The following is a 23,937-nucleotide window of genomic DNA, read 5'->3' on the forward strand; positions in this document are numbered from 1 at the left end:
ACGCCCAAATAGAACATGCTTGCGTCATACCCATTTCATAATAGTGCTCATAATAAATAGTATAGATTCTCGTAAAAGTATATAAAATCTACATCTGTACACTTATGAAGAAGTTCTCCTGTATCATTTATTTGCCATCTCTCAAGATGTTGTACCAGCTCTTAGCACTTGAGAGAGAGGTACAAGTTTCCCTTTCATTAATCATTTTATTTATACAGTTTTTTCTCTTGTGGCGTGTAAGTGAATAAATTTGATTAATTCAACCTACACAGGACTAAAGTGAGATAATTTTAGGCTAGTCAGATCGTTCATTTTCAAGTTGTGATACAATAAAATTTTTTCAAGATGTTGACGATTATAGACTCGATGGGGAATAAAGAATTTTGAAATTAGTATGGGGAATTCAGTGAAGCAATTCCAGAATCATTTTAAAAGCATTTTCAACAGTTGCGTGGCGGATAGCATTGCGATTAAGATGAGCAAAGTGCATTTCTTTGTGCAGGGGGGAGTGGTTTTTATAAGCTACTGCGCAATGCACAAGTCCTACAGGTTTATCAAGACTTGCACCTCCTGGACCAGCAATTCCTGTTACAGAAACTGCAATGTCAGCTTGTGAATGTTTTAATCCACCCTCAGCCATTGCAAGAGCAACTTCTTTTGAAACGGCACCATAGGTTTTTATAAGTTCAGCACAAACGCCAACAAGGCGTGTTTTAGATTCATTTGAATAAACAACAAATCCACAATCGAGAACATCTGACGATCCTGCTATATTTGTGAGGCATGCAGCAATGAGTCCCCCTGTACAAGACTCTACAGTTGTTAACAGCAAACCTTTTTGGCGAAAGGTATTAAGAACTTCATGTGCTTGTTTTTCACAAAGATATGTCATTGGGGAATTTCTCCTGAATAAAGGACGCTCACTGTTGCAAGAGCAGCAATTCCCTCACCACGACCAATAAATCCAAGCCTTTCATTTGTTGTTGCTTTGATAGAGATACGATCAGGTGTTATTGCAAGTATTGTTATAAGATTTTCTGTCATGGCATGACGATATGGACTAATTTTAGGATTTTCAGCGATAATTGTGATATCAACATTGGCGATACGACCACCTGCTTGTTTTATAATATCAAGAGCATGACGGAGAAAAATTTCTGATGATACATTTTTCCATTGAGGATCAGAGGGAGGAAAATGTGTACCGATATCTCCAGCACCTTGAGTTGCAAGAAGGGCATCTGTTAATGCATGAAGAGCAACATCCGCATCGGAGTGTCCATTTAATTTTTTATGAAAAGGGATTTTTATACCACATAATATAAGAAAATCACCATCCTCAAAAGAGTGAACATCATAACCATTGCCGGTACGAATATCAGGAAATATTTGCATTTTCTTTTGGAGATATAAATGTGCAGTATTAAAATCTTCATGCCATGTAATTTTTATGTTGTTAGGATCTCCAGGAACGGTACGCATAGGAATTCCAAACCATTCGGCAATTGCAGAATCGTCAGTGAATTCTTGTTTGCAAGCTTGTTTTGCTTGTTTATGGGCCGCTAAGATATGTTCAAAGGGAAAACACTGTGGAGTTTGTGCACTATAAAGATGGGTACGGGGAATTGTTTCTAAAACATGCTGATTATTTATACGTTTAAGGGTATCAGAGATGGGCAGAACAGGAAGAACACCTTCTTGAGGCGTGATAGTGTTGTGAATGTTATTAAGAAGCTTGTTTTCGATAAAAGGGCGTGCACCATCATGAATATGCACATATTGGGGGGCAAATTTTTTGAGTGCCTGAAGTCCATATAAGGTAGAGATTTGACGTGTATTGCCTCCTTCAACGATAATAAGGCGCTCTTTAAAATCGTCAATAGCTTGTTCACAGATTTGACGATCTTCTGGATGAATAACAAGAATAATTGTTGTGATAGCTGGATGCTGCAAAAAACAATGCACGGTATGATAAATAATTGGCTTTTGTCCTAGAAGCCGATATTGTTTTGGAATTTTATGGGGAGATCCTGCTCTTTCACCCCGTCCAGCGGCTAATATTATTGCTGCAATAGAAATACTTAATCTCCTTGTATTATAATCTTAGTTTGCTTTTTTGTCATTAATTTTAAAATGATTTTGAAAGGATGGTTGTTGTAGATCAGCAAGGGATATCACGGATAACACCTCAAAAAAAGCATTTAATGCTTTTTGAAGTGCGGTATTTAAACCACAAAAATCAAACAAGGGGCAAGTTGGTTCTGCAGTATCGAAACATTCTGCGAGGGAAAAGTTGTCTTCTGTTACTTTCACAACATCCGCGACTGAAATTTCTGCTGCGGGTTTAGCCAATCTAACTCCACCATTGCGTCCACGCACTGTTTGTATAAAACCTGCTTGAACAAGCAGCTGAAGGATTTTAAATAAAAAAAGCTCTGAAACGGCATATGCTTTAGCAATTTCTGGAACACGACTGAGAGTTCCCTGATTATCTGCACAATACATAAGCATTCGAAGAGCATAATTTGTTTGTTTTGTTAATCGCATCTCATTTCCTTCGTAAAGTATCGTCGAACACAGTCTATTTTAAAGATATTTTGCAAAATGTAGAAGTTTTTTCTCGTTGACTATATTTGCCTATTTTAAATGTAGTATTAGTATTGTCAATTTTTGCTACAAAAGGTTATATGAGAATAATGGGATAAGGGTATGTAAGCTCATGACGAATATAACATCTGTGACGAATCTTCAAGACATAGATAAAAATACTTATAACGATGAGTTGTATCGTTTAAGTAAGGTATATATTTTTTTAGGGATTACAATTATTGTATTGGCTTTACTTACGGCCTCTGTTTCATTTATTATTCTTATTGGATTAACTCCTGTTGTTCCCAGTAGAACAGTAACCCTTATTCTTATAGGAATTAATAGTTTTTGGGTTTTAGGGCTTATTGTCATCGTTTTTTATGAGATGATACCGATCATTCGTGCTTGGCGTTCAAGGCGTGCAGGATCGCGTCTTCATGTGCGCCTTATTTCATTGTTTGCACTTGTTGCGACAATGCCAGCTGTTGCTGTAGCTCTTGTATCGGGTCCAGCACTAAATTTGGGACTTGATCGATGGTTTGATACAACAACGCGGCAAATTGTGGGCTCTTCTATTGATTTAGCAAATGCTTATGCAGATGAAATGCTCCAAAATTTAAAAAATTTATCCTACGCGATGGCATTTGCACTTGATAACAAAAAACTCTTAGAACGTAATCCAGCTGAATATAGGATGCAATTGACGCGTCATGCTCTAGGACGCAATTTGCGTGGTGCATTTTTGTTAAGTTCTAGTGGAGCTATTTTTGTATCGAGTGCTCTTGGTGATGAAGATAAACTGCCAATTCCTCCTTCTCATCTTATTGAACGTGCAACCAGTGCGAGACCTTTTTCTTTTCAACCAGGCATTCATGATTATTTTGGTATTATTTTAAAATTTACCAATATTCCAAACACATTTTTATATTTGGTGCGTGACGTTGATAAAGGTGTTTTATCTGCTTTGCGTTTGACAGAAGTTAATACAGATCGTTATCGTGATTTAAATGAGAATCGCCTGCTGACACAGATTGCATTTGGTATGCTTTATTTGTGTCTTTTTTTTAGTTTATTCTTATCAGCCATTTGGGCTGCTATTGCTGTTGCTGATCGCTTAGTACGTCCTATTCGTCTTCTCATTAGTGCTGCCGATGATGTTGCTTCTGGAAATATGGAAATTTTCGTGCCAGTACGAGCAAAAGATGGAGATATTGGGCAATTATCCAAAACTTTTAATTACATGGTCAGTGAATTGAAAAGTCGGCGTAATGAATTGATTGCAGTGCGTGATCAAATTGATGAAAGACGGCGTTTTTCTGAAGCTGTGTTATCGGGTGTAACAGCGGGAGTAGCAGGTATAGATGATAATGGTGATATCACCATTATCAATCGGTCTATTGAAGCGATGTTTGATATTCGCTCAGAGCGCGTTGTTGGAAAAAGTCTTTTATCTTTAAGCGCTGAAATTTGGCAGGTTTTTCAGTTTGTGCGTTCATTGGATCGTAAAAACCATCGTGAGCAGGTCACTTTAAACGTTGCAGGAAAAGAGCGTGTCTGTAATGTCCAAGTTACGATGGAGGAGGATGATGGACAAGGGCAATCTTGGGTTCTAACAATTGATGATATTACAGACCTTGTTGCAGCGCAACGTACAGCGGCGTGGGCGGATATTGCGCGGCGTATTGCACACGAAATTAAAAATCCTCTTACACCTATTCAGTTATCCGCTGAACGCATTCGTAAACGTTATAACAAAGCTATTACACAAGATAGAGAGGTCTTTGAGCGGTGTATTGACACAATTATTCGGCAGGTTGGAGATATTGGGCGTATGGTTGATGAGTTTTCCTCTTTTGCACGTATGCCCAAACCCAAAATGCATATTTTAGATATACGAGAATTGTTGCGCGAAGCATGTTTCTTGATAGAGGTGACGCGACATGATATTCATTTTGAGCAAGATTTAGGAACTCTACCACTTATGGGTGCATTTGATAACCGTCTCATTGTACAGGCTTTTTGCAATGTTATCAAAAACGCGAGCGAATCCATAGATTCAGTTATGCGAGAGGAAAATATTCACGGTCATATTCTTATCCGTTCTTATCGTCAGGAAGAATGGGTGGTTGTGGATGTTGTTGATAACGGGAAAGGACTTCCTAAAGAGCAAAGACAAAAGTTATTAGAACCCTATATAACAACGCGGGAAAAAGGAACAGGGCTGGGGTTAGCTATTGTGCGCAAAGTTATTGAAGATCACGGTGGTTTCATGGAGCTTCATGATGCACCGGAGAGTTTTTATGAAGGTCGTGGTGCGATGATCCGTTTGATATTTCCAGCGGATGGGGGTAAGCAGGGTAATATTATACAAGCCATAAATCATAAGATAGGGGAATAGTATGGTATCAGATATCTTGATTGTTGATGATGAAGCAGATATTCGTGAGCTTGTTGCTGGTATTTTAGATGATGAAGGTTATGAAACGCGTGTTGCTTGTAACTCTGATGAAGCATTGGCTCAAATTAGTGAGCGTATTCCAAAGCTCATTTTTTTGGATATTTGGCTACAGGGTAGTCGTCTCGATGGTTTAGCACTGCTTGATGAAATTAAAACACAATATCCGGCTCTTCCGGTCGTTATGATCTCTGGTCATGGTAATATTGAGACGGCTGTTTCCGCTATAAAGCGAGGGGCATATGATTTCATTGAAAAACCTTTTAAAGCTGATAGACTTGTATTGGTTGCAGAGAGAACACTTGAAAATTCAAATTTAAAACGTGAGCTTTTAGAATTGCGAAAGCGTTCGAACGAGACATTAGAGTTGCTCGGAAAATCGACAGTTATAAAAAATTTGCGTCAAATCATAGAAAAAGTAGCACCAACCAATAGTCGCATCATGATAACAGGTCCTTCAGGGGCAGGAAAAGAGACTGTTGCACGAGCTATTCATGCGCTCTCAACGCGTTCGAATGGGCCATTTGTTACAATAAATGCTGCAACGATTACTCCGGAAAGAATGGAAATAGAGCTGTTTGGCAGCGAAATGGAGGGAAGAGAGCGTAAAATTGGTGCCTTAGAGGAAGCTCATGGCGGTATCTTATATCTTGATGAAATTGCTGATATGCCGCGTGAGACTCAAGGGAAGATTCTTCGGGTTTTAACGGGGCAAACATTTGAGAGAATTGGCGGCACAAAACGTGTTAAGGTGGATGTCCGTATCATTTCTTCGACAGCGCAAAATCTTGAAAACCTCATTTCTGATGGGCGCTTTAGGGAGGATCTTTTTCACCGTCTTTCCGTTGTTCCTATTGTTGTTCCGCCCCTTTCAGCGCGTCGTGAAGATATTCCAGAACTTGTACATCATTTTGTAAAAACAATATCACAGCAGGTTGGGATTAAACCGCGTGCAATCAGTGATGATGTGATTGCTATTTTGCAAACGCACGCTTGGCCGGGTAATGTGCGGCAATTACGTAATAATATTGAGCGTCTTCTTATTCTTGTGCGGGATGGTGATGGTCCTATAACAGCGGACTTTCTTCCCAGTGAAGTAAGTGATTCTTTGCCACGTCTTCAAATGGATTCAGATGAAAGTATAATGGATTTGCCGTTACGTGAAGCTCGAGAATTATTTGAAAAGAGATATTTAGTGGCGCAGATTGGGCGTTTGGGTGGAAATATATCACGTACTGCTGAATTTATAGGCATGGAGCGTTCAGCTTTGCACCGTAAACTTAAAGCGCTTGGAGTTTCTTAAAGCGATGCGTATTATTATTTGTGGAGCAGGACAGGTTGGTTATGGGATAGCAGAGCGTCTTGCTGCTGAAAATCACGATGTTACTGTTATTGATATTGAAACGAGATTAATTGAAAAGATTCGCGATACATTGGATGTGAGAGGTTTTGTTGGTCACGGTTCACGGCCTGAAGTTCTTTTGGCTGCAGATGCAGACAAAGCTGATATGTTGATTGCTGTCACTTTGTTTGATGAAGTTAATATGGTAGCTTGCCAAGTAGCACATTCATTATTTAATGTGCCCACAAAAATTGCTCGTATTCGCTCACAATCTTATTTAGAACCACGTTATAAGACGCTTTTTTCCAGAGAGAATATTCCCATTGATGTGGTTATTTCGCCAGAAGTTGAAGTTGGGGAAATGGTTTTGCGCCGTATTGCTTTACCTGGTGCAATAGATGTTCTTTATTTTTGTAATGATGATATTGTGGCACTAGCTTTGGAATGCATGGAAGATTGTCCCGTTATTAATACACCTTTGCGTCAATTAACAGAGCTTTTTCCAGATCTTCATACGACGGTTACTGCTATTAAACGTGGCGCGGAATTATTGGTTGCACATTCAGAAACGCAACTACGCGTTGGTGATATAACCTATCTTGTTGTTTCTCGTGAACAGATGCGTCGTGCTGTTGGGCTTTTTGGTCATAAAGAACAAGATGCCCACCGCATGATTATTGCAGGGGGTGGTCACATTGGCCTTTATGTTGCACAGGCTATTGAAAAGCGTTTTCATAAATTAAAATTGAAGATTATAGAAGCGCATAGAGAAAGAGCCCTCACAATTGCTGATCAGCTTGAAAAAACAACAGTTTTATACGGTAACGTGTTAGATCCAGTGATTCTTCAAGATGCGGGAATTGATCAGTCCGATTTAATGATTACATTGACCAATCAAGATCAGGTTAATCTCTTAAGCGCTATTATTGCTAAAAGATTGGGCTGCAAAGCCAATATGGTATTGATTAATAATGTTGCCTATCAAGAATTTAGTCGTGCTGTTGGTGTGGATGCATATCTTAATCCCCATAGTGTTACAATATCGAGAATTTTGCAACAAATGCGCCGTGGGCGTATTCGTTCTGTTCATTCAGTTTTTAATGGCCGAGCAGAAATTATTGAAGCTGAAGTGATGCAAACATCTTCATTGGTTGGTAAGTCATTATCAGAGCTCAATTTATCAGATGGTTTGAGAATTGGTGCAATTTATCGCAATAAGACAATAATACAGCTTTCGGCAGATACGCGTATTTTGTCTGGTGATAGAATAGTGATTTTTGCTCTTGCTGATAGGGTTCGTGATGTTGAACAACTCTTTCGCGTAAGTTTAGAATATTTTTGATATATTATCTATGGATATTTGTACTTTTTGGTATAGTGGACAATTAAGATTGGTAGATAGGCTTTGTTTGTCTTCAATGGTTAAAACTGGACAGCGCGTTAAGCTTTTTAGTTATGATAAAAAATAGATAATCTCCCTGCTGGTGTTGAGCTGCATGAAGCCGAATCAATTTTACCACGCTCAGCAATTTATCGCCTTGATTCCGATTTTTCTGATGATAAATTAGGGTGTACAATTGTTCAGTTCTCGGATTTTTTTCGTGTTATGCTGATGAAATATCAACAAGGTGTTTGGTTAGATACAGATGTTTACCTTGTTAAACAATTTCATCCAGATGCGGATAAGGTTTGGTTGGCAAGAAAAATAATACAAGAGTAGGCGTTTCTGCACTTTATTTTCCGCCCAATAACCCTATTATAAAAATATTTGAGGATTATTGGGCAGGTGCAGAAATTATTCCTCATTGGCTTGGGTTTAAGCGTCGTGTTTGGAGACCGTTTTGGTTAAAGAGGAAAAAAATGCCGATTTTACCGGGAAATCTTGGCGTTACAATATTTGGCAATGATGGTATTTCACGATTAGCAAAACAATATGTTTTTTTTCATGAAGCAAAGGAAAAGGAAACTTTTTATTATTGGACTGGGCGAAAAACTGAACGTATTTTTGAACCAGCTTTTGGCGTAAAGCCGCTTACAGATTCACGCTTGATAGGCTTTCATATTCACAGAAAGACAAAGACCACGAAAAGACCTCAGGAAGGAAGTTTTTACCATTGGGCGGTATCTCGCATTCCGGATGTTCATCATTTGTTTAGGTAGAGTTATTATTGCTATTTTAACTATTGAGATTTTAATCTATCTTATACAATCTCTTGATTGTAGCTTGCACAAGAGAGTAATGTTAACATATGGACAAAAACATTGAATGTGTAAAGAGCGGTTGTTATATGAACGGAAAGTAAAAATATGAGTGATCCAATGAAAACAGCATTAAGCCTTGTTCCTATGGTTATTGAACAAACAAATCGTGGTGAACGGGCCTATGATATTTTTTCCCGTCTTTTAAAGGAACGGATTATTTTTATTAATGGACCTGTTGAAGATGGTATGGCAATGCTTGTTTGTGCACAATTGCTTTTTTTGGAAGCGGAAAATCCTAAAAAAGAAATTAGTCTTTATATTAATTCTCCAGGTGGTGTCGTAACATCTGGTATGGCTATTTATGATACTATGCAGTTTATTCGCCCTCCTGTTTCTACGCTTTGCATGGGGCAAGCGGCATCTATGGGGTCTTTATTATTAACGGCTGGAGCAAAAGGTCATCGTTTTACATTGCCAAACGCACGTATTATGGTGCATCAACCATCTGGTGGTTTTCAAGGTCAAGCTTCAGATATTGAGCGACATGCGCAAGATATTATAAAGATGAAACGGCGTTTAAATGAAATTTATGTTCAACATACGAGTCAAGATTATGAGGTTATAGAGAGAACTCTCGATCGCGATCATTTTATGACAGCAGAAGAAGCCAAAGCGTTTGGCTTAGTTGATGATGTTATACAATACCGTGCAGAAACTGAAAAAGAAGAAAAAGATTAAGAATTTTTATAGAAAAAACAGCTACTTTAAATCAAGAGTTTTATAAAAAATATCGCAAAATAAGAGAAACACCTAAAAGTATTGAGACATGCATGGTTTTCTATATGTCTTTTAGTTTTCATGATGAAAGGCTTCCTTTGAAAAGGCAAAGTGTTCATATATTGTGGTGAAAGGAAAGAAAAATGAGCAAAATTAGCAATAGCGGGAACGAATCAAAAAATACTCTCTATTGCTCGTTCTGCGGCAAGAGTCAGCATGAGGTGCGTAAGCTCATTGCGGGGCCTACTGTATTTATCTGTGATGAATGTGTAGAGCTTTGCATGGATATTATTCGGGAAGAAAATAAGTCTTCTGGGGTTAAGGTGCGTGATGGTGTTCCTACGCCACAGGAAATTATAACAGTTCTTGATGACTATGTTATTGGTCAGCAGCATGCAAAGCGTGTTCTTTCTGTTGCTGTTCATAATCATTATAAACGGTTGGCGCATCAGTCTAAAAGCAATGATATTGAGTTGGCTAAATCAAATATTCTTCTTGTTGGTCCAACGGGTTGTGGTAAAACTTATCTTGCACAAACATTAGCACGTATTATTGATGTGCCTTTTACGATGGCGGATGCGACCACTTTGACTGAAGCGGGTTATGTGGGAGAAGATGTTGAAAATATTATTCTTAAGCTCCTTCAAGCAGCAGATTATAATGTTGAACGTGCACAGCGTGGTATTGTTTATATCGATGAGGTTGATAAGATTTCTCGTAAAGCAGACAATCCTTCTATTACAAGAGATGTTTCGGGGGAAGGAGTTCAGCAAGCATTATTAAAAATTATGGAAGGAACGATTGCTTCTGTTCCTCCTCAAGGTGGACGTAAGCATCCGCAACAAGAGTTTCTTCAGGTTGACACCACAAACATCTTATTCATTTGTGGGGGAGCTTTTGCAGGTTTAGAACGGATTATTTCAGGGCGTGGTGAAAAAACTTCTATTGGTTTTTCTGCGACTGTTAAGGCTCCGGATGAGCGTTGTGTCGGTGAAATTTTTCGTGATTTAGAGCCTGAAGATCTTATTAAATTTGGTTTAATACCAGAATTTATTGGGCGGCTTCCTATAGTCGCTACCTTAGAGGATTTAGATGTTAACGCCCTCATGCAAATTTTATCCCAACCTAAAAATGCGTTAGTAAAGCAATATCAGCGTCTTTTTGAAATGGAGAATGTTGAGTTAGCATTTCATGAAGATGCTTTACGTGTTATTGCAAAGAAAGCAATTGAACGTAAAACTGGTGCTCGTGGTTTACGTTCTATTATGGAGAAGATCCTTCTTGAGACGATGTTTGAGCTACCGGCTCTTGAAGGCGTTCAAAAAGTGGTTATTTCGAGTGATGTCGTTGATGGTAAAGCGCGTCCTCTTTATATTTACTCAGAACGTGCAGAAGATAAAGAAAATGTATCAGCATGACATTGTGCGATGCACAATATAAAAGGTGGTAGTGAACGGTATTTGATAGGTGTTTCTAATAATATCATTATAATGCTTGATTTATGTATGAGTAATTACCACTTCATGTACAGTGAAGAGCTGAGATTTTCTAAAGGTGGGCTAATTGTTGTAGATAGCTCATAGGCTCCAGAAAGGAGAGTTATGCAATATATTGATGAAAAGACAGATGAAGTAAGAGATGGGGTTTATGCTGTTTTACCTCTTCGTGATATTGTTGTCTTCCCCCATATGATTGTTCCACTTTTTGTGGGCCGCGAAAAATCAATTCGTGCTCTTGAAGAAACGATGGCGGTTGATAAGCAAATACTATTGGTGACACAAAAAAATGCTTCTGATGACGATCCAAAATCAGAGGATGTTTATCATATTGGTACATTTGCTAATATTCTTCAACTTTTAAAGCTTCCTGATGGTACTGTAAAGGTTTTGGTTGAAGGAACTGCACGTGCAAAAATTAGTCAATTTTCTTTAAGTGAAGGTTATCATCAGGCTTTTGCAACTGTTACAGAAGAACCTAGAGAGAGTGATGTTGAGATTGAAGCTCTTTCAAGGTCAGTGATTACTTATTTTGAAAACTATGTAAAGCTTAATAAAAAAATCTCTCCTGAAGTTGTGAATGCGATTGGCCAGCTTGATAATCCTTCTAAGCTTGCCGATACGATTGCTTCTCATTTGATGATTAAACTGGCAGAAAAACAGGAAATATTAGAGCTCTTACCTGTGCGGGCCCGTCTTGAACGTGTTTTGTCCTTCATGGAAGGAGAAATTTCTGTTTTGCAGGTTGAAAAACGTATTCGTTCGCATGTTAAACGGCAAATGGAAAAAAACCAACGAGAATATTATCTCAATGAGCAGATGAAGGCTATTCAAAAAGAGTTAGGAGCAGGTGATGATAGCCGAGATGAACTCTCTGAATTAGAAGAACGTATCAAGAATACAAAACTATCCAAGGAAGCACAGGAAAAAGCTGGAGCAGAATTGAGAAAATTACGGAATATGTCTCCTATGTCTGCAGAAGCGACAGTTGTACGTAACTATCTTGATTGGTTATTAGCAATGCCTTGGGGTAAAAAATCTAAGATTAAAAACAATTTAGATTTTGCTGAAAAGGTCATGAATAATGAACATTTTGGTCTTGAAAAAGTTAAGGAGCGAATTATTGAATATTTGGCCGTACAAAGTCGCGCGTCAAAGATAAAAGGTCCCATTATTTGTTTGTTAGGTCCTCCAGGTGTAGGGAAAACATCATTAGCGCGCTCTATTGCAAAGGCAACGGGACGTGAGTATGTTCGTATCTCATTGGGAGGTGTCCGAGATGAAGCAGAAATTCGTGGACATCGCCGAACATATATTGGCTCGATGCCTGGGAAAATTATCCAGTCTATGAAAAAAGCAAAAAAATCTAATCCGCTTTTCTTGCTTGATGAAATTGATAAAATGGGCCAAGATTTTCGTGGTGATCCTTCATCCGCTTTATTAGAAGTTCTTGATCCTGAACAAAATGGTACATTCATTGATCACTATTTGGAAGTTGAATATGATCTTTCTGATGTCATGTTTATCACAACTGCCAATACGCTTAATATTCCAGGTCCGTTAATGGATCGTATGGAAATTATTCGTATCGCTGGTTATACTGAATGTGAGAAAATGGAAATTGTTAAACAGCATCTTTTACCAAAGGCACTAAAAGATCACTGTTTATCTAAAAAAGAACTCAGTATTTCTGATGGCGCACTAAGGTCAATTATTCAGTTTTATACACGTGAGGCAGGCGTTCGTAACCTTGAACGTGAACTCATGAAAATTTCCCGCAAATCCGTTACAAAAATTCTCAAAACACATCAAAAATCTGTAAAAGTTACAGAAAGTAATATTCATGATTTCTTGGGCGTTAAACGTTATCATTACAATCAGATTGAAGGAGAAAATCAAGTTGGTGTTGTAACAGGTCTTGCGTGGACAGAAGTCGGTGGAGAGTTATTGACTATTGAAGGAGTTATGATGCCCGGCAAAGGGAAGATGACTGTAACTGGAAATTTACGTGATATTATGAAAGAGTCCATTTCAGCGGCAGCATCTTATGTACGTTCTCGTGCTGTTGATTTTGGTATTGAACCTCCACTTTTTGAAAAACGCGATATCCATGTTCATGTTCCAGAGGGTGCGACACCAAAAGATGGCCCATCGGCTGGGATTGCAATGGTGACAGCAATTGTTTCGGTCCTTACAGGAGTAGCTGTGCATAAAGATATTGCAATGACTGGTGAAATTACTTTACGTGGACGCGTTTTACCCATTGGTGGATTAAAAGAAAAACTCTTAGCAGCTCTTCGAGGAGGGATAAAAAAAGTACTTATTCCTGAAGAAAATGCAAAAGATTTGGTTGATATTCCTGATGATGTCAAAAATAATATGGAAATTATTCCGGTAAATCATGTGAGTGAAGTTTTGAAACACGCTTTGGTTCGTTTTCCAGACACTATTGAATGGAAAGAACCCTCTACAGGGGCTGTGCCAATCCGGTCAGAGAGCAGTGATAGTGAAGGAATACAGATTGCGCACTGATTCACTTATCTCATTTATAACGGCATTTTTTAGGTGGTAGAAGATGTTGTTGAGGTTATTATTCTGTTTTTTGTTGGAAAAAGTGAAAAATTCCGTGAATAACTGTGATTATTGCTAAAAAACAATGTTTTGGATAAAAATAAGACTTCTGTTTGCTGTACTTTTCAATAAACTGACCAATAACATGATTAAGTCATGTTCAGGTAATATAGGGAAAGGAAATATTTTATGAATAAAAGTGAATTCGTTAGCTCCGTTGCTGAAAAGGCAGGTGTTTCGAAAGCGCAAGCTGGTGCTGTTGTTGATGCTTTTATGGCTTCTGTAACAGAAGCTTTGGCTTCAGGGGGAGATGTTCGTCTTCCAGGTTTTGGCACTTTTGAAGTTTCTCATCGTGCTGCAACAAAGGGGCGTAATCCTTCAACTGGTGCTGAAATCGATATTCCAGCACGTTCTGTACCCAAATTTTCTGCAGGAAAAAGCCTTAAAGAAGCAGTTAATAAAAAATAATTTAAGCTACATTAAAAAAACCCGATTTATTTATAAACGGGTTTTTTTAACACATGTGTTATGCTTGTTTTTCACATAAAACTTTGAGATCCTTGCGATATTTTTTATTTTCATGTATTGCTGAAATATATTGTTTTTAGTCTTTTCAATGAAATATTGTACTCTATTAATTGAGCGCGGGTATGGCTTATAAAATGTAATATTAACTTTTATTACGCTGAAGTGTTACGGTATTTATTTCAAAACAAGATCCGTAAATAATATGAAGCGGAAAACTCTGTAAAGTCCATAAAAGTTATTATATATCACCATTTACGCTTAATAAAAGTGCATGTTGGTGCCACCTTGCTATCTATTTTCTCAGTTCCTATAATGTTGCGACTAGCCCCAGATATCTGAGACGAGTGCATAAGGGATAGTTTTATTCTTTTACTCTTATACGCCAACCTTTCTTGTGACGCACCAAGAGGATAATTTTATTGATTTATTATAAGATCCTGAAATAAAAAAATCTTTTGATATTCAGATTTGGTTTTTAATATTGGGATTTTTCTTGGCATTTGAGAGGGGAGAGATAGCTCCAGCTCTATCCTACAAATATTTTTTCCATATCTTTATTTCACTTGTGATATGCAAGCGAGTATTTTTCCTTCATCATACAAGAGTTAAAATAAGAGAAGATCATAAATTTTGAGGGAGGAAGTTACAAAACAGAAAAATTACTCTTATAAAATAATATACATTACGTAATATAAAAACTATTAATAAAGATAGTACAGTATTACTTGTGTATTTCCATTTATTTATTTTGATTATTCATAATATGTTTATATAATTATTTTGTTTTTAGTCATTAAATCATTGATAGCGGTAAAGTTTTTTATAGCGATAAAGTTTTTTATAGCATCTACGTTATAGAATAAATAACGAAACATAGAGAAGTATTCATGGATTGGAGAAGACAGTAAAAGGCTTTAGAATGACTTTTTCATGAGAGTCATAGAGATTTATTAGAGAGGCGAATCGTGTGATTTTTATCAACAGAAGCTCTTTGATTCTTTATTTGCTAACCACTGAATACAATCATTGAGAGCTCTCGCTGTTATAACTTGCTTTTTTGCTAATTTTTTTTCTTTACTTGGTAAGCGTTTTTCTGAATGTTTAATAGAAGTAATAGGGGGAAAGAGTCCGAAATTGATATTCATTGGCTGAAAGGATTGTCTTTCTGTTTCTTCTATTACAATATGCCCCCCCGTAATATGATGCAAAAGGGCACCGAATGCAGTGGTTTGTGGGGGGAGGCAAGGACAGTTATGATGATATTCTGCAGCGGCAAAATGTCCAGCAAGAAGCCCTATTGCAGCTGATTCTACATAACCTTCACATCCGGTAATTTGTCCTGCAAAGCGTAGTCGTTTTGTTTGTTTTAAACGAAGGGTTTGATCAAGAATGATTGGAGAGTTGAGGTAGGTATTGCGGTGAAGACCACCAAGACGCGCAAACTCTGCTTTTTCAAGACCGGGAATCGTTCTAAAAATGCGAATTTGTTCACCATATTTCAGTTTTGTTTGAAAGCCGACCATATTGTAAAGGGTTCCAAGTTTATTATCTTGGCGTAATTGAACAACAGCATAAGGTTTAACTGTAGGGTTATGGGCATTGGTTAAGCCCATAGGTTTCATAGGTCCATGTCTTAAAGTTTCAAGTCCGCGTTCAGCCATAATTTCAATGGGTAGGCACCCATCAAAATAGGGTGTTTTTTCAAAGTCACGAAACTCTGTTTTGTCGGCATTTTTTAACGCTTGAACGAATGTTTCATATTGTTCTTTATTTAAGGGACAATTAAGGTAATCTTTTCCTGTTCCTTCAGGACCAATTTTATCATAGCGAGATTGATACCAACAAATATTCATATCAATACTATCGGTATGGATAATAGGTGCAATAGCATCAAAAAAAGAGAGCGATTCTGTTCCGGTTATTGCTTGTAATTCTTGAGCAAGTGCAGATGAGGTAAGGGGACCTGTTGCAATGATAACATGTTGCCAAGCTTTAGGAATTTTTTGAACTTCTTCACGTTTGATTGTTATAAGAGGGTGGTTTTCTAGTGCTGTTGTAACGGTTTTTGAAAATCCATCACGGTCAACGGCAAGAGCACTCCCTGCAGGGACTTTATTGGTATCAGCAGCTTTCATAATTAATGATTTCGCTAATCGCATTTCAGCATGGAGAAGTCCTACGGCATTTGTTGATGAATCATCGCAACGAAATGAATTTGAACAAACCAGTTCTGCCAAATGATCGGTTTTATGGGCATCTGATTTTTTTAGGGGGCGCATTTCATGCAAAATAACAGAAATTCCTGACTGAGCGATTTGCCAGCTTGCTTCACACCCTGCAAGGCCACCACCGATGATATGAATTGGAGTATCAAATGTCTTTAACATAATCGACTTTTAGCGTAAGCAGCCGTGTATGAAAAGCGTAGATTTTGTTTTTTTTAATATATTTGTTTGCTTTTTTTCTGTAATTAATGGTATAGAGACGCCGCTTGTATAAGGTTATTAGCTTGTCAGTTTGGCGGATGTGGCGAAATTGGTAGACGCACCAGATTTAGGTTCTGGCGGGAGACCGTGGGGGTTCGAGTCCCTCCATCCGCACCAAAGCAATCCCTTAAGTGCTACGGATTTCTACGTGTCTGAAATTCCGCTTCATGGTAAATGTAACACTCGAAGTGTTAGAATGTAATGATTATTAGAGTGGGTTGATCCCTCTCCTTAGAAAAATGAAGGTGTTTAATGCAGGTTACCGAGACGCTTAATGAAGGACTGAAGCGCGAAATTAAGATCGTGGTTCCAGCGAAAGATTTAGAAGAAAAGTTGAATGAACGATTGGATGATACCAAGGGAAAAATCAAGCTTAATGGTTTTCGTCCCGGTAAAGTGCCTAGTGGGCATTTGCGAAAAATGTATGGTAAATCCTTTATGGCGGAGATTCTCAATGAGATACTCAGTGATGCACCCCGTTCTATTTTAGCGGACCGCAATGAACGTGCAGCGATGCAGCCAAAAATTGATATAGATGAAGATGAAAAAATTCTAGATGGCAAAGCTGATTTTACTTTTAGTTTAAAGTATGAAGTTTTACCAAAAATTGACATTAAAGATTTTGAACATATTAAGGTTATCCGTGAAATTGCAACTATTCCTGAACAGGATATTGATGATCAAGTCAATCGCGTCCTTTCTTCTACGCGTAATTATTCTCTAAAAGAGGGGAATTCTGAAGAAGGTGATCGCATTACCATAGATTATCAAGGTAAGCTTGAAGGCGTTCCATTTGAAGGTGGGGCAGATAGTGATGCACAACTGATTCTTGGGTCAAAACAATTTATTCCTGGTTTTGAAGAGCAATTGGTTGGTGTGAAAGCTGGGGATGTAAAAACGATTTTTGTTAAATTTCCTGATAATTACAGTGCGGCACATTTGGCGGGACGGGAAGCAGAGTTTGACATTACTGTCAAAGCTGTCTTTAAACCAGATGAATTAAAAATTGATGATGAAGCAGCGCAAAAAGTTGGTTTAGAGTCTCTAGATCGCTTACGTGAGGTCGTTCGTGGGCAGATTGAAAGCCAATATGGTTCAGTGACACGTCAAAAAGTTAAGCGTCAAATTCTTGATGCTTTAGATGCTGATTATAATTTTGAGATTCCTGAAGAACTTTTAGAGGTTGAGTTTAACAATATATGGGCTCAGGTTAATGATGATTTGAAAAAGGCTGGGCGCAGTTTTGAAGATGAAGGTATTACAGAAGAAAAGGCACGTGAGGAATATCGTGTCCTTGCGCAGCGTCGTGTTCGTCTTGGTTTGGTGCTTTCTGAAATTGGAATGAAGGTTGGTGTTAAAGTTAGTGAGGATGAGCTAAAAGCAGCAGTTTTTGATCAGGTTCGCCAATATCCAGGACAAGAGAAAGAGATTATGGATTTTTTCCGTAAGACTCCGGAAGCTGTTGAAAATCTACGTGCTCCGATTTTTGAAGAAAAGGTCATTGATCATTTATTAGCACAGATAAAAGTCACAGATAAAGAAGTGACGGTTGAAGAGTTGATGAAAGAATATGACGAATCAGATGTCCCTGAAGAAAAGCAGGCAAAGAAAAAGTCTGAAGTGAAAGAAACGTCTACAGAGAAAAAACCAGCTAAGAAAAAGGCTCCTAAAAAAGCTTAATATTTATGCAAACAACACAAGCCCGATAAAATCGGGCTTGTGTTGTAAGATTTATATCCTAGGATTGCACTGAGAGAATGGTTTTAGATAAGCCATGAGTGAATTTTAAAATATTGGTAGTGGATTGGCAATGAGCATCATTGATACGCGTACTCCTGATTCTAAGCGTTTTATTTCTGGAGTTACAGGTGATTGGGAAGTCATCATTGGCATGGAAGTTCATGCGCAAATCATATCAAATTCAAAGCTTTTTTCAGGAGCATCAACCAAATTTGGTGCAGAGCCGAACAATCATGTATCACTTATTGATGCAGCCATGCCAGGTATGTTGCCTGTTCTTAATCAAGAATGTGTTCGTCAAGCGGTTCGAACGGGGTTAGGATTAAAGGCGCATATTAATTTAAAATCTGTTTTTGATCGCAAAAACTATTTTTATCCAGATTTACCGCAGGGGTATCAGATTTCTCAATTTCGCTATCCGATTGTGGGAGAGGGAAAGATTATTATATCTGTTGGTCCAGATTCGAATGGCCAATTTGAGGATATTGAAGTGGGAATTGAGAGGTTGCATCTTGAACAAGATGCTGGAAAATCGATGCACGATCAACATCCAACAATGTCTTTTGTAGATCTTAATCGTTCTGGTGTTGCTCTTATGGAAATTGTTTCCAAGCCTGATATGCGCTCATCAGATGAAGCCAAAGCCTATATGACAAAATTGCGTACGATTGTTCGTTATTTGGGCACTTGCGATGGCAATATGGATGAAGGTTCTATGCGTGCAGATGTCAATGTATCTGTTCGTCGTCCTGGTGAAAATTTTGGAACGCGCTGTGAAATTAAAAATGTGAATTCTATTCGCTTTATTGGTCAAGCAATTGAATATGAAGCGCGTCGTCAGATCGCAATTTTAGAAGATGGAGGCGTCATAGATCAAGAGACTCGGCTTTTTGATGCCGCTAAAGGTGAAACGCGCTCTATGCGCTCAAAGGAAGAAGCGCATGACTATCGTTATTTTCCTGATCCTGATCTTTTACCGTTAGAATTTGATCAAGCATTTGTGGATGCTTTGGCAGCAGACTTACCAGAGTTGCCTGACGCTATAAAAGCACGTTTTGTTAAGGAAATGGGATTGACAGTGTATGATGCTTCCATTCTTGTGACAGAAAAGGCTATTGCTGATTATTTTGAAGAGGTAGCGCGTGGGCGTGATGGAAAAATAGTTGCCAATTGGGTGATTAACGACCTTTTAGGGGCTTTAAATAAAGATAATCGTGAGATTGAAGAGTCACCAGTATCGCCAAATCAATTGGGAAGCATTATTGATCTTATAAAAGAAGGAGTTATTTCTGGAAAAATTGCCAAAGATCTTTTTGAGATTATTTGGAATGAGGGGGGAGATGCACGCCAAATTGTAGAAGAACGAAATATGAAGCAGGTAACGGATACAAAGGCTATTGAAAGAGCTGTTGATGAGATCGTTGCCAATAATTCTGATAAAGTTGCGCAAGCAAAGCACAAACCTGCTTTAGCTGGTTGGTTTGTTGGACAGGTAATGAAAGTAACAGGTGGTAAGGCAAATCCCCAAGCTGTTAATGAATTGGTTAAGATGAAACTTGGCATAGATTAAATTTTATGGGGTGGAGAAGAAGCCATACATATGATATCTTCTTGAAATTAAAGGATAGCACGTTAACCTATCAATTGGAATTGTAGTTGAATTTACTAGTAACTTTTTCGATAATTTCAATCGTTAATAATTTTATTCCAACGATTAATTTCATGAACGCACTAAATGAATGGAATAGCAGATGGCTCGTTTTTTTAAGCAAATCTTCACATGGTGGAATGGCAATACCATTGGTACGCGTTTTTTCACATGGCGCAAAGGTAAGCGGATAGGGGAAGATCAATTTGGAAATATATATTATGAAGGAGGACTTCATAAGGATGGTTATCCGCACCGTTGGGTTATCTATAAAGGCTATTCTGAGGCCTCTACTATTCCACCAGGTTGGCATGGCTGGATTCATCATCGCTGTGAGTGTCCACCAACACAAGAGGATTATCATCCTTATGAATGGGAAAAGCCACATGTTGCCAATATGACAGGAACAAATGAGAACTATCGACCAAAGGGGGCTATCACCTCCAATGGAGAGCGTTCTTGTGTGCATGAAGATTATGATGCGTGGTCACCTAAAAAATAACATGTTTTAATGTGCGTGTGTATTTTTGTCTTATTTGACTCTATGTTATGAAAAGAATTATTTTTTAAGGTGCGATTGATTTTGATATGATGAGATTTTTTTTATTGTTAGGGGCGAGGCATTTTTTTTATATTTTTTTTATGGAAATTTTAGTGTTTTTATCCTTAAATAATGGGGTGCGGGCTGAGCGTATTAGCAATGGAATTGCTGTTTTTGCAGGTCTTGACAAAATCACGGGACGGACCACACGTTTTGAAGTTACTCTTGGTAAAATTTATCAGTACGGCGCATTACAGGTAACACCACGTGCGTGTTATACGAGCTCTAAAGATGAACCCACGCGTACAACTGGTTTTGTTGAAGTCAATGAAGTAACATTAGATAAAAAAATACGGCGTATTTTTACAGGATGGATGTTTGCAGATAGTCCTGGTTTGAACGCTGTTGAGCATCCTATTTATGATGTGTGGTTAAAGGATTGCAAGCAGAATGCTCAAGATCTTCCTCTTCAATAATTAGTGTGTTATCTATTTATAATACATTGATTTATAATGGTCCTTTATCATTTTACAACTTAATAGCAAATTCCTATGATTACCTCATTTAATTTTTTTTATATTGAATAATCCAAACTATTCTCTTGCGCGTTACAAGTGGCGGATGTGTCAATAACACTGTCTAAAAAAGGAATAAAAAATTCCGTCATGAACTGTTTAAATTCAAAGATGCATCATTAGAATCAACATATTTTTTAAGTGTTTCATAAGAGACAGTTCTTGAATTATATCTGTTAAAGGTTGAAATGAAAGGCTTGTTTATATTTGTTAAAGAGATGAACTGACGCTTTTGCATGTATGTGGGAAACAGATTATCAAGTAAGTAATTTATCATGAAACACTAATTATTATATCTAGAGAACGCTGTATTGGTATTTTTCTCATAGAGATGTCGTTTTTCGTTCAAAGCGTAGAAGCAATGCAGGCCATATTAATGGAAAAATTGAGATTTAAGATTCTTTAAAGTTTATCAATCGAAGTATAGCTTGGTTAAAAAATGCAATAATCAATATATTTCTAGTAAGAAAATAATGTTTATATATTTTTATTATACACCACCTCATAAGTGAGTTTGTCTATTCGTAAGTTCTTGTATATTGCATGGTAACTTCACATTTAAGTAAGTAGGATACCACTAAGTTTGTAAATCATATTCTTGATATCCATGCTTTTTAAAATCTTTTGTATAAAATACACGTGTTTTCATATAGAGCTATTGAAAATTTAAAAAGGGGTTTCGAAGAGGCGTTGAGAAGATTCTGCATCACTGGGAATGGTATATTTATTTTGTATAAAGTATAACCCATTTTCTAAAAAATACGAGATTTTATACAATGAAAGTTTCTAGTCACCAACATAATGATGTTTCCCGATTGCCAAAACAACCTAAAGAACCCTTATTGAATGTTCCATTTATTATAGTTGTTTTGATAGCATTTTGTTTTTGTCTTTATTGCATTTCTCAGTATTTTTTTTCTCATCATGTTTATGTTGAAAGCCTTGAGCTTTTTTCATTTATACCAGCATTGTTTAAGAGGGATCCTGTAGCATTTTGTTATACCATGGTGAGTTATTCATTTATGCATAGTAGTTTTAAACATATTGCTCTTAATATGGTTTGGCTTTTGGTTTTCGGCTCTCCTTTAGCAAGGCATTTTGGTGTTTTACGTTTTTTAATTTTTTGGGTGTTAACGGCAGTTATTTCTGTTTTGACTTATTTTACATTTCATCAAGAAAGTACCATATCACTTATTGGGGCGTCAGGTGCCGTATCTGGAATGATGGGTGCTATTGCACGTTACGGTTTTCCTAGTGGTAATCTAGCTGTCAATGCGCAGAACGAAAAACTTTTAGGACCTTTATTATCTGTCAAAAAAGCTCTGTGTTCTAAGGGGGGGCTTGTTTATATGAGTGTATGGCTGACGACTGATTTGATCATAGGTATTTCTTCTATTTTGTTTGAAGAAAATGGCATCTCAATAGCATGGGAAGCTCATATTGGCGGGTTTTTTGCGGGTTTTTTGTTGGTTGGTTTTTTTGATGTTTCACAAAAAATTAAAAACTAGAATCTAAGATATTGATGTGCCACATAAAGAGCTATTGTTGCTGCATTTGAAACATTTAATGATTTAATATTTCCAGGCATGTCAAGGCGTGTTAAAGCGCAAACGGTTTCGCGTGTTTTTTTACGTAAACCTTTACCTTCTGCTCCTAAAACAAGAGCAATTTTATTCCCTGTTAATGCTGTTTCTAGAGGTTGGTCACCTTCTGAATCGAGACCAAAGCTTGTAAAACCTGTTTGATGAAGTTCTTGAAGAGCTTCAGCAAGGTTTCGTACGGTAATATAATGAATCATTTCCAGAGCTCCAGATGCCGCTTTCGCAAGAACACCGCTTTCGTGGGGAGAGTGACGGCAAGTTGTAATAAGTGCTTTAGCTTTCAATGCAACTGCAGAGCGCATAATAGCGCCAACATTATGTGGATCGGTAATTTGATCCATGACAATGACCAGATCAGTATTGGTTAGTTCCGACAGTTTGCATGGTTTGAGGGGGAGAGTTTCCAAAACAATACCTTGATGAACAGCCTCACTTCCAACAAGCGAATCAAGATATTTGGGGGTGCATAATGTAACAGAGCAAGGATAATCTGATTCGGATATATTTAATCGTTTTAAGGCATTTTGTGTAACGTAAAGACATTTTAAAATTCTTTTTGGGTTTTCTAAAGCAGCCTGAACAGAATGAATGCCATAAAGATGGATGATCTCTTGCTGTAAAGAAGCAGCTTTCTTCTTTGGGTGTGTAAAAGATCGAGAAGGAGAGCCTTTTGTATCGCGATATCGGCGACGCAAACGAGCATAATGAGAATTTTGTGATGTTTTTTCTTTCATAGCTTCTTTATAACGTGTTAATAAGAAAAATAGAGAGAAAAAATCTATGATTTAAAATTATGAGCAGGAAATTTGTACAGAATTGTATTTATTCTGTTGACAGATACAATAGTAATCGTCATAACCACTTCGCAATCAGATTGAATTGAATGGGTATTCAAGATGGTTGTCGTGATGTCTCATTGCGCGACTTTATCGGTGTAATGGAGGGGTGCCCGAGTGGTTAAAGGGGGCGGACTGTAAATCCGTTGCGTATGCTACGTTGGTTCGAATCCAACCCCCTCCACCATTCATCGAAGGAGAGTTAGTACGTGGGTCATGCGGGTATAGCTCAATGGTAGAGCAGCAGCCTTCCAAGCTGAATATGCGGGTTCGATTCCCGCTACCCGCTCCAAATGATTATTGATGATTGGGCAAATAGGTATGATGGAGGATATTCCATTTATAGATTTGGTGGGGTTTTCCGTCTAAGAGTTGTGGTGATTCGGCTGTTTACAGTCTGGTCAGACTTAAGTTTTGCAGAACTGTCCCTAGGTGCTAATAAAATATAGGGAATAAAACAAGAGATTAATAGCAATGGCGAAGAGCAAGTTTGAACGAACAAAACCGCATGTTAATATTGGTACGATTGGTCACGTTGATCATGGGAAGA

At 37.7% G+C, this 23,937-nt stretch carries 17 protein-coding genes, 3 tRNA genes and 2 pseudogenes; 17 read left to right on the top strand and 5 right to left on the bottom strand.

Going from position 1 to position 23,937, the window contains the following annotated elements; genetic code table 11:
- Positions 1-403: 403 nt before the first annotated feature.
- From ACFINK_RS01345 to rirA, 3 genes are read right to left on the bottom strand one after another with little or no spacing between them, the layout of a single operon-like run.
- On the bottom strand, positions 404-892 hold the full coding sequence (locus tag ACFINK_RS01345) for a CinA family protein (RefSeq protein WP_375628982.1): 489 nt from the start codon (positions 890-892) through the stop codon (positions 404-406).
- Positions 889-2,079, bottom strand: a complete 1,191-nt coding sequence (locus tag ACFINK_RS01350) for a bifunctional 2-C-methyl-D-erythritol 4-phosphate cytidylyltransferase/2-C-methyl-D-erythritol 2,4-cyclodiphosphate synthase (protein ID WP_375613044.1) — start codon at positions 2,077-2,079, stop codon at positions 889-891. The genes ACFINK_RS01345 and ACFINK_RS01350 overlap by 4 nt, the downstream gene beginning before the upstream one ends.
- Before the next feature lie 24 nt (positions 2,080-2,103).
- Positions 2,104-2,547 (bottom strand): iron-responsive transcriptional regulator RirA, encoded by a 444-nt coding sequence (rirA, locus tag ACFINK_RS01355; protein WP_375611276.1) that lies wholly within the window; start codon positions 2,545-2,547, stop codon positions 2,104-2,106.
- Between the two features lie 172 nt (positions 2,548-2,719).
- Here rirA and ACFINK_RS01360 point away from each other — a divergent pair, with 172 nt between their 5' ends.
- The 8 genes and pseudogenes from ACFINK_RS01360 (at position 2,720) to ACFINK_RS01395 (ending at position 13,900) form a co-directional block, all read left to right on the top strand.
- Entirely contained in the window at positions 2,720-4,987 is a 2,268-nt protein-coding gene (locus ACFINK_RS01360; RefSeq protein ID WP_375638119.1) for a sensor histidine kinase NtrY-like, read from the top strand.
- A 1-nt stretch (position 4,988) separates the two neighbouring features.
- Entirely contained in the window at positions 4,989-6,347 is a 1,359-nt protein-coding gene (gene ntrX, locus ACFINK_RS01365) for a nitrogen assimilation response regulator NtrX (protein ID WP_375611278.1), read from the top strand.
- A 4-nt stretch (positions 6,348-6,351) separates the two neighbouring features.
- Positions 6,352-7,728: a Trk system potassium transporter TrkA gene (gene trkA / locus ACFINK_RS01370; protein ID WP_375611279.1), complete on the top strand. Its 1,377-nt coding sequence runs from the start codon at positions 6,352-6,354 to the stop codon at positions 7,726-7,728.
- Between the two features lie 10 nt (positions 7,729-7,738).
- Positions 7,739-8,546, top strand: a pseudogene (locus ACFINK_RS01375) (glycosyltransferase family 32 protein).
- 147 nt (positions 8,547-8,693) lie between these two features.
- Positions 8,694-9,326 (top strand): ATP-dependent Clp endopeptidase proteolytic subunit ClpP, encoded by a 633-nt coding sequence (gene clpP, locus ACFINK_RS01380; protein WP_375611281.1) that lies wholly within the window; start codon positions 8,694-8,696, stop codon positions 9,324-9,326.
- A 182-nt stretch (positions 9,327-9,508) separates the two neighbouring features.
- The gene (clpX, locus tag ACFINK_RS01385; RefSeq protein WP_273723371.1) at positions 9,509-10,783 is read left to right on the top strand and encodes an ATP-dependent Clp protease ATP-binding subunit ClpX; all 1,275 of its coding nucleotides are present in this window, start codon (positions 9,509-9,511) and stop codon (positions 10,781-10,783) included.
- Between the two features lie 183 nt (positions 10,784-10,966).
- Positions 10,967-13,393, top strand: coding sequence for an endopeptidase La (gene lon, locus ACFINK_RS01390; protein ID WP_375628987.1), 2,427 nt, complete (start codon positions 10,967-10,969; stop codon positions 13,391-13,393).
- Positions 13,394-13,621: 228 nt separating this feature from the next.
- Positions 13,622-13,900 (top strand): HU family DNA-binding protein, encoded by a 279-nt coding sequence (locus ACFINK_RS01395; protein WP_375611283.1) that lies wholly within the window; start codon positions 13,622-13,624, stop codon positions 13,898-13,900.
- A 1,037-nt stretch (positions 13,901-14,937) separates the two neighbouring features.
- Here the strand turns inward: ACFINK_RS01395 and trmFO are convergent.
- Entirely contained in the window at positions 14,938-16,347 is a 1,410-nt protein-coding gene (trmFO, locus tag ACFINK_RS01400; RefSeq protein WP_375638120.1) for a methylenetetrahydrofolate--tRNA-(uracil(54)-C(5))-methyltransferase (FADH(2)-oxidizing) TrmFO, read from the bottom strand.
- A gap of 133 nt (positions 16,348-16,480) precedes the next feature.
- Here trmFO and ACFINK_RS01405 point away from each other — a divergent pair.
- The 6 genes from ACFINK_RS01405 (at position 16,481) to ACFINK_RS01430 (ending at position 22,458) form a co-directional block, all read left to right on the top strand.
- Positions 16,481-16,563: transfer RNA gene (locus ACFINK_RS01405), tRNA-Leu, on the top strand.
- Between the two features lie 135 nt (positions 16,564-16,698).
- Positions 16,699-18,126 carry a trigger factor gene (gene tig, locus ACFINK_RS01410; RefSeq protein ID WP_375638121.1) on the top strand — a complete coding sequence of 476 codons (1,428 nt, stop codon included), beginning with the start codon at positions 16,699-16,701 and terminating at the stop codon, positions 18,124-18,126.
- 130 nt (positions 18,127-18,256) lie between these two features.
- A complete protein-coding gene (gatB, locus tag ACFINK_RS01415) occupies positions 18,257-19,756 on the top strand; it encodes an Asp-tRNA(Asn)/Glu-tRNA(Gln) amidotransferase subunit GatB (protein WP_375638122.1) in 1,500 nt (499 codons plus the stop codon).
- A gap of 181 nt (positions 19,757-19,937) precedes the next feature.
- On the top strand, positions 19,938-20,336 hold the full coding sequence (locus ACFINK_RS01420; protein WP_375638123.1) for an NADH:ubiquinone oxidoreductase subunit NDUFA12: 399 nt from the start codon (positions 19,938-19,940) through the stop codon (positions 20,334-20,336).
- Between the two features lie 89 nt (positions 20,337-20,425).
- The gene (locus tag ACFINK_RS01425) at positions 20,426-20,851 is read left to right on the top strand and encodes a DUF2155 domain-containing protein (protein WP_375611302.1); all 426 of its coding nucleotides are present in this window, start codon (positions 20,426-20,428) and stop codon (positions 20,849-20,851) included.
- Between the two features lie 875 nt (positions 20,852-21,726).
- Complete coding sequence (locus ACFINK_RS01430) at positions 21,727-22,458, top strand: rhomboid family intramembrane serine protease (protein WP_375638124.1); 732 nt, start codon at positions 21,727-21,729, stop codon at positions 22,456-22,458.
- On the opposite strand, the gene ACFINK_RS01435 is transcribed toward ACFINK_RS01430, so the two are convergent.
- Positions 22,455-23,285, bottom strand: a complete 831-nt coding sequence (locus tag ACFINK_RS01435) for a TrmH family RNA methyltransferase (RefSeq protein WP_375612889.1) — start codon at positions 23,283-23,285, stop codon at positions 22,455-22,457. The genes ACFINK_RS01430 and ACFINK_RS01435 overlap by 4 nt on opposite strands.
- A gap of 205 nt (positions 23,286-23,490) precedes the next feature.
- Between ACFINK_RS01435 and ACFINK_RS01440 the strand changes: the two genes are divergently transcribed.
- From ACFINK_RS01440 to ACFINK_RS01450, 3 genes and pseudogenes are all read left to right on the top strand, one after another.
- Positions 23,491-23,574 (top strand) — tRNA-Tyr (locus ACFINK_RS01440).
- A 31-nt stretch (positions 23,575-23,605) separates the two neighbouring features.
- Positions 23,606-23,679: transfer RNA gene (locus ACFINK_RS01445), tRNA-Gly, on the top strand.
- 182 nt (positions 23,680-23,861) lie between these two features.
- Positions 23,862-23,937: pseudogene (locus ACFINK_RS01450) on the top strand (GTP-binding protein); the annotation flags it as partial.

This window comes from Bartonella sp. AA16NXGY, assembly GCF_042197325.1.
Classification (GTDB): domain Bacteria; phylum Pseudomonadota; class Alphaproteobacteria; order Rhizobiales; family Rhizobiaceae; genus Bartonella.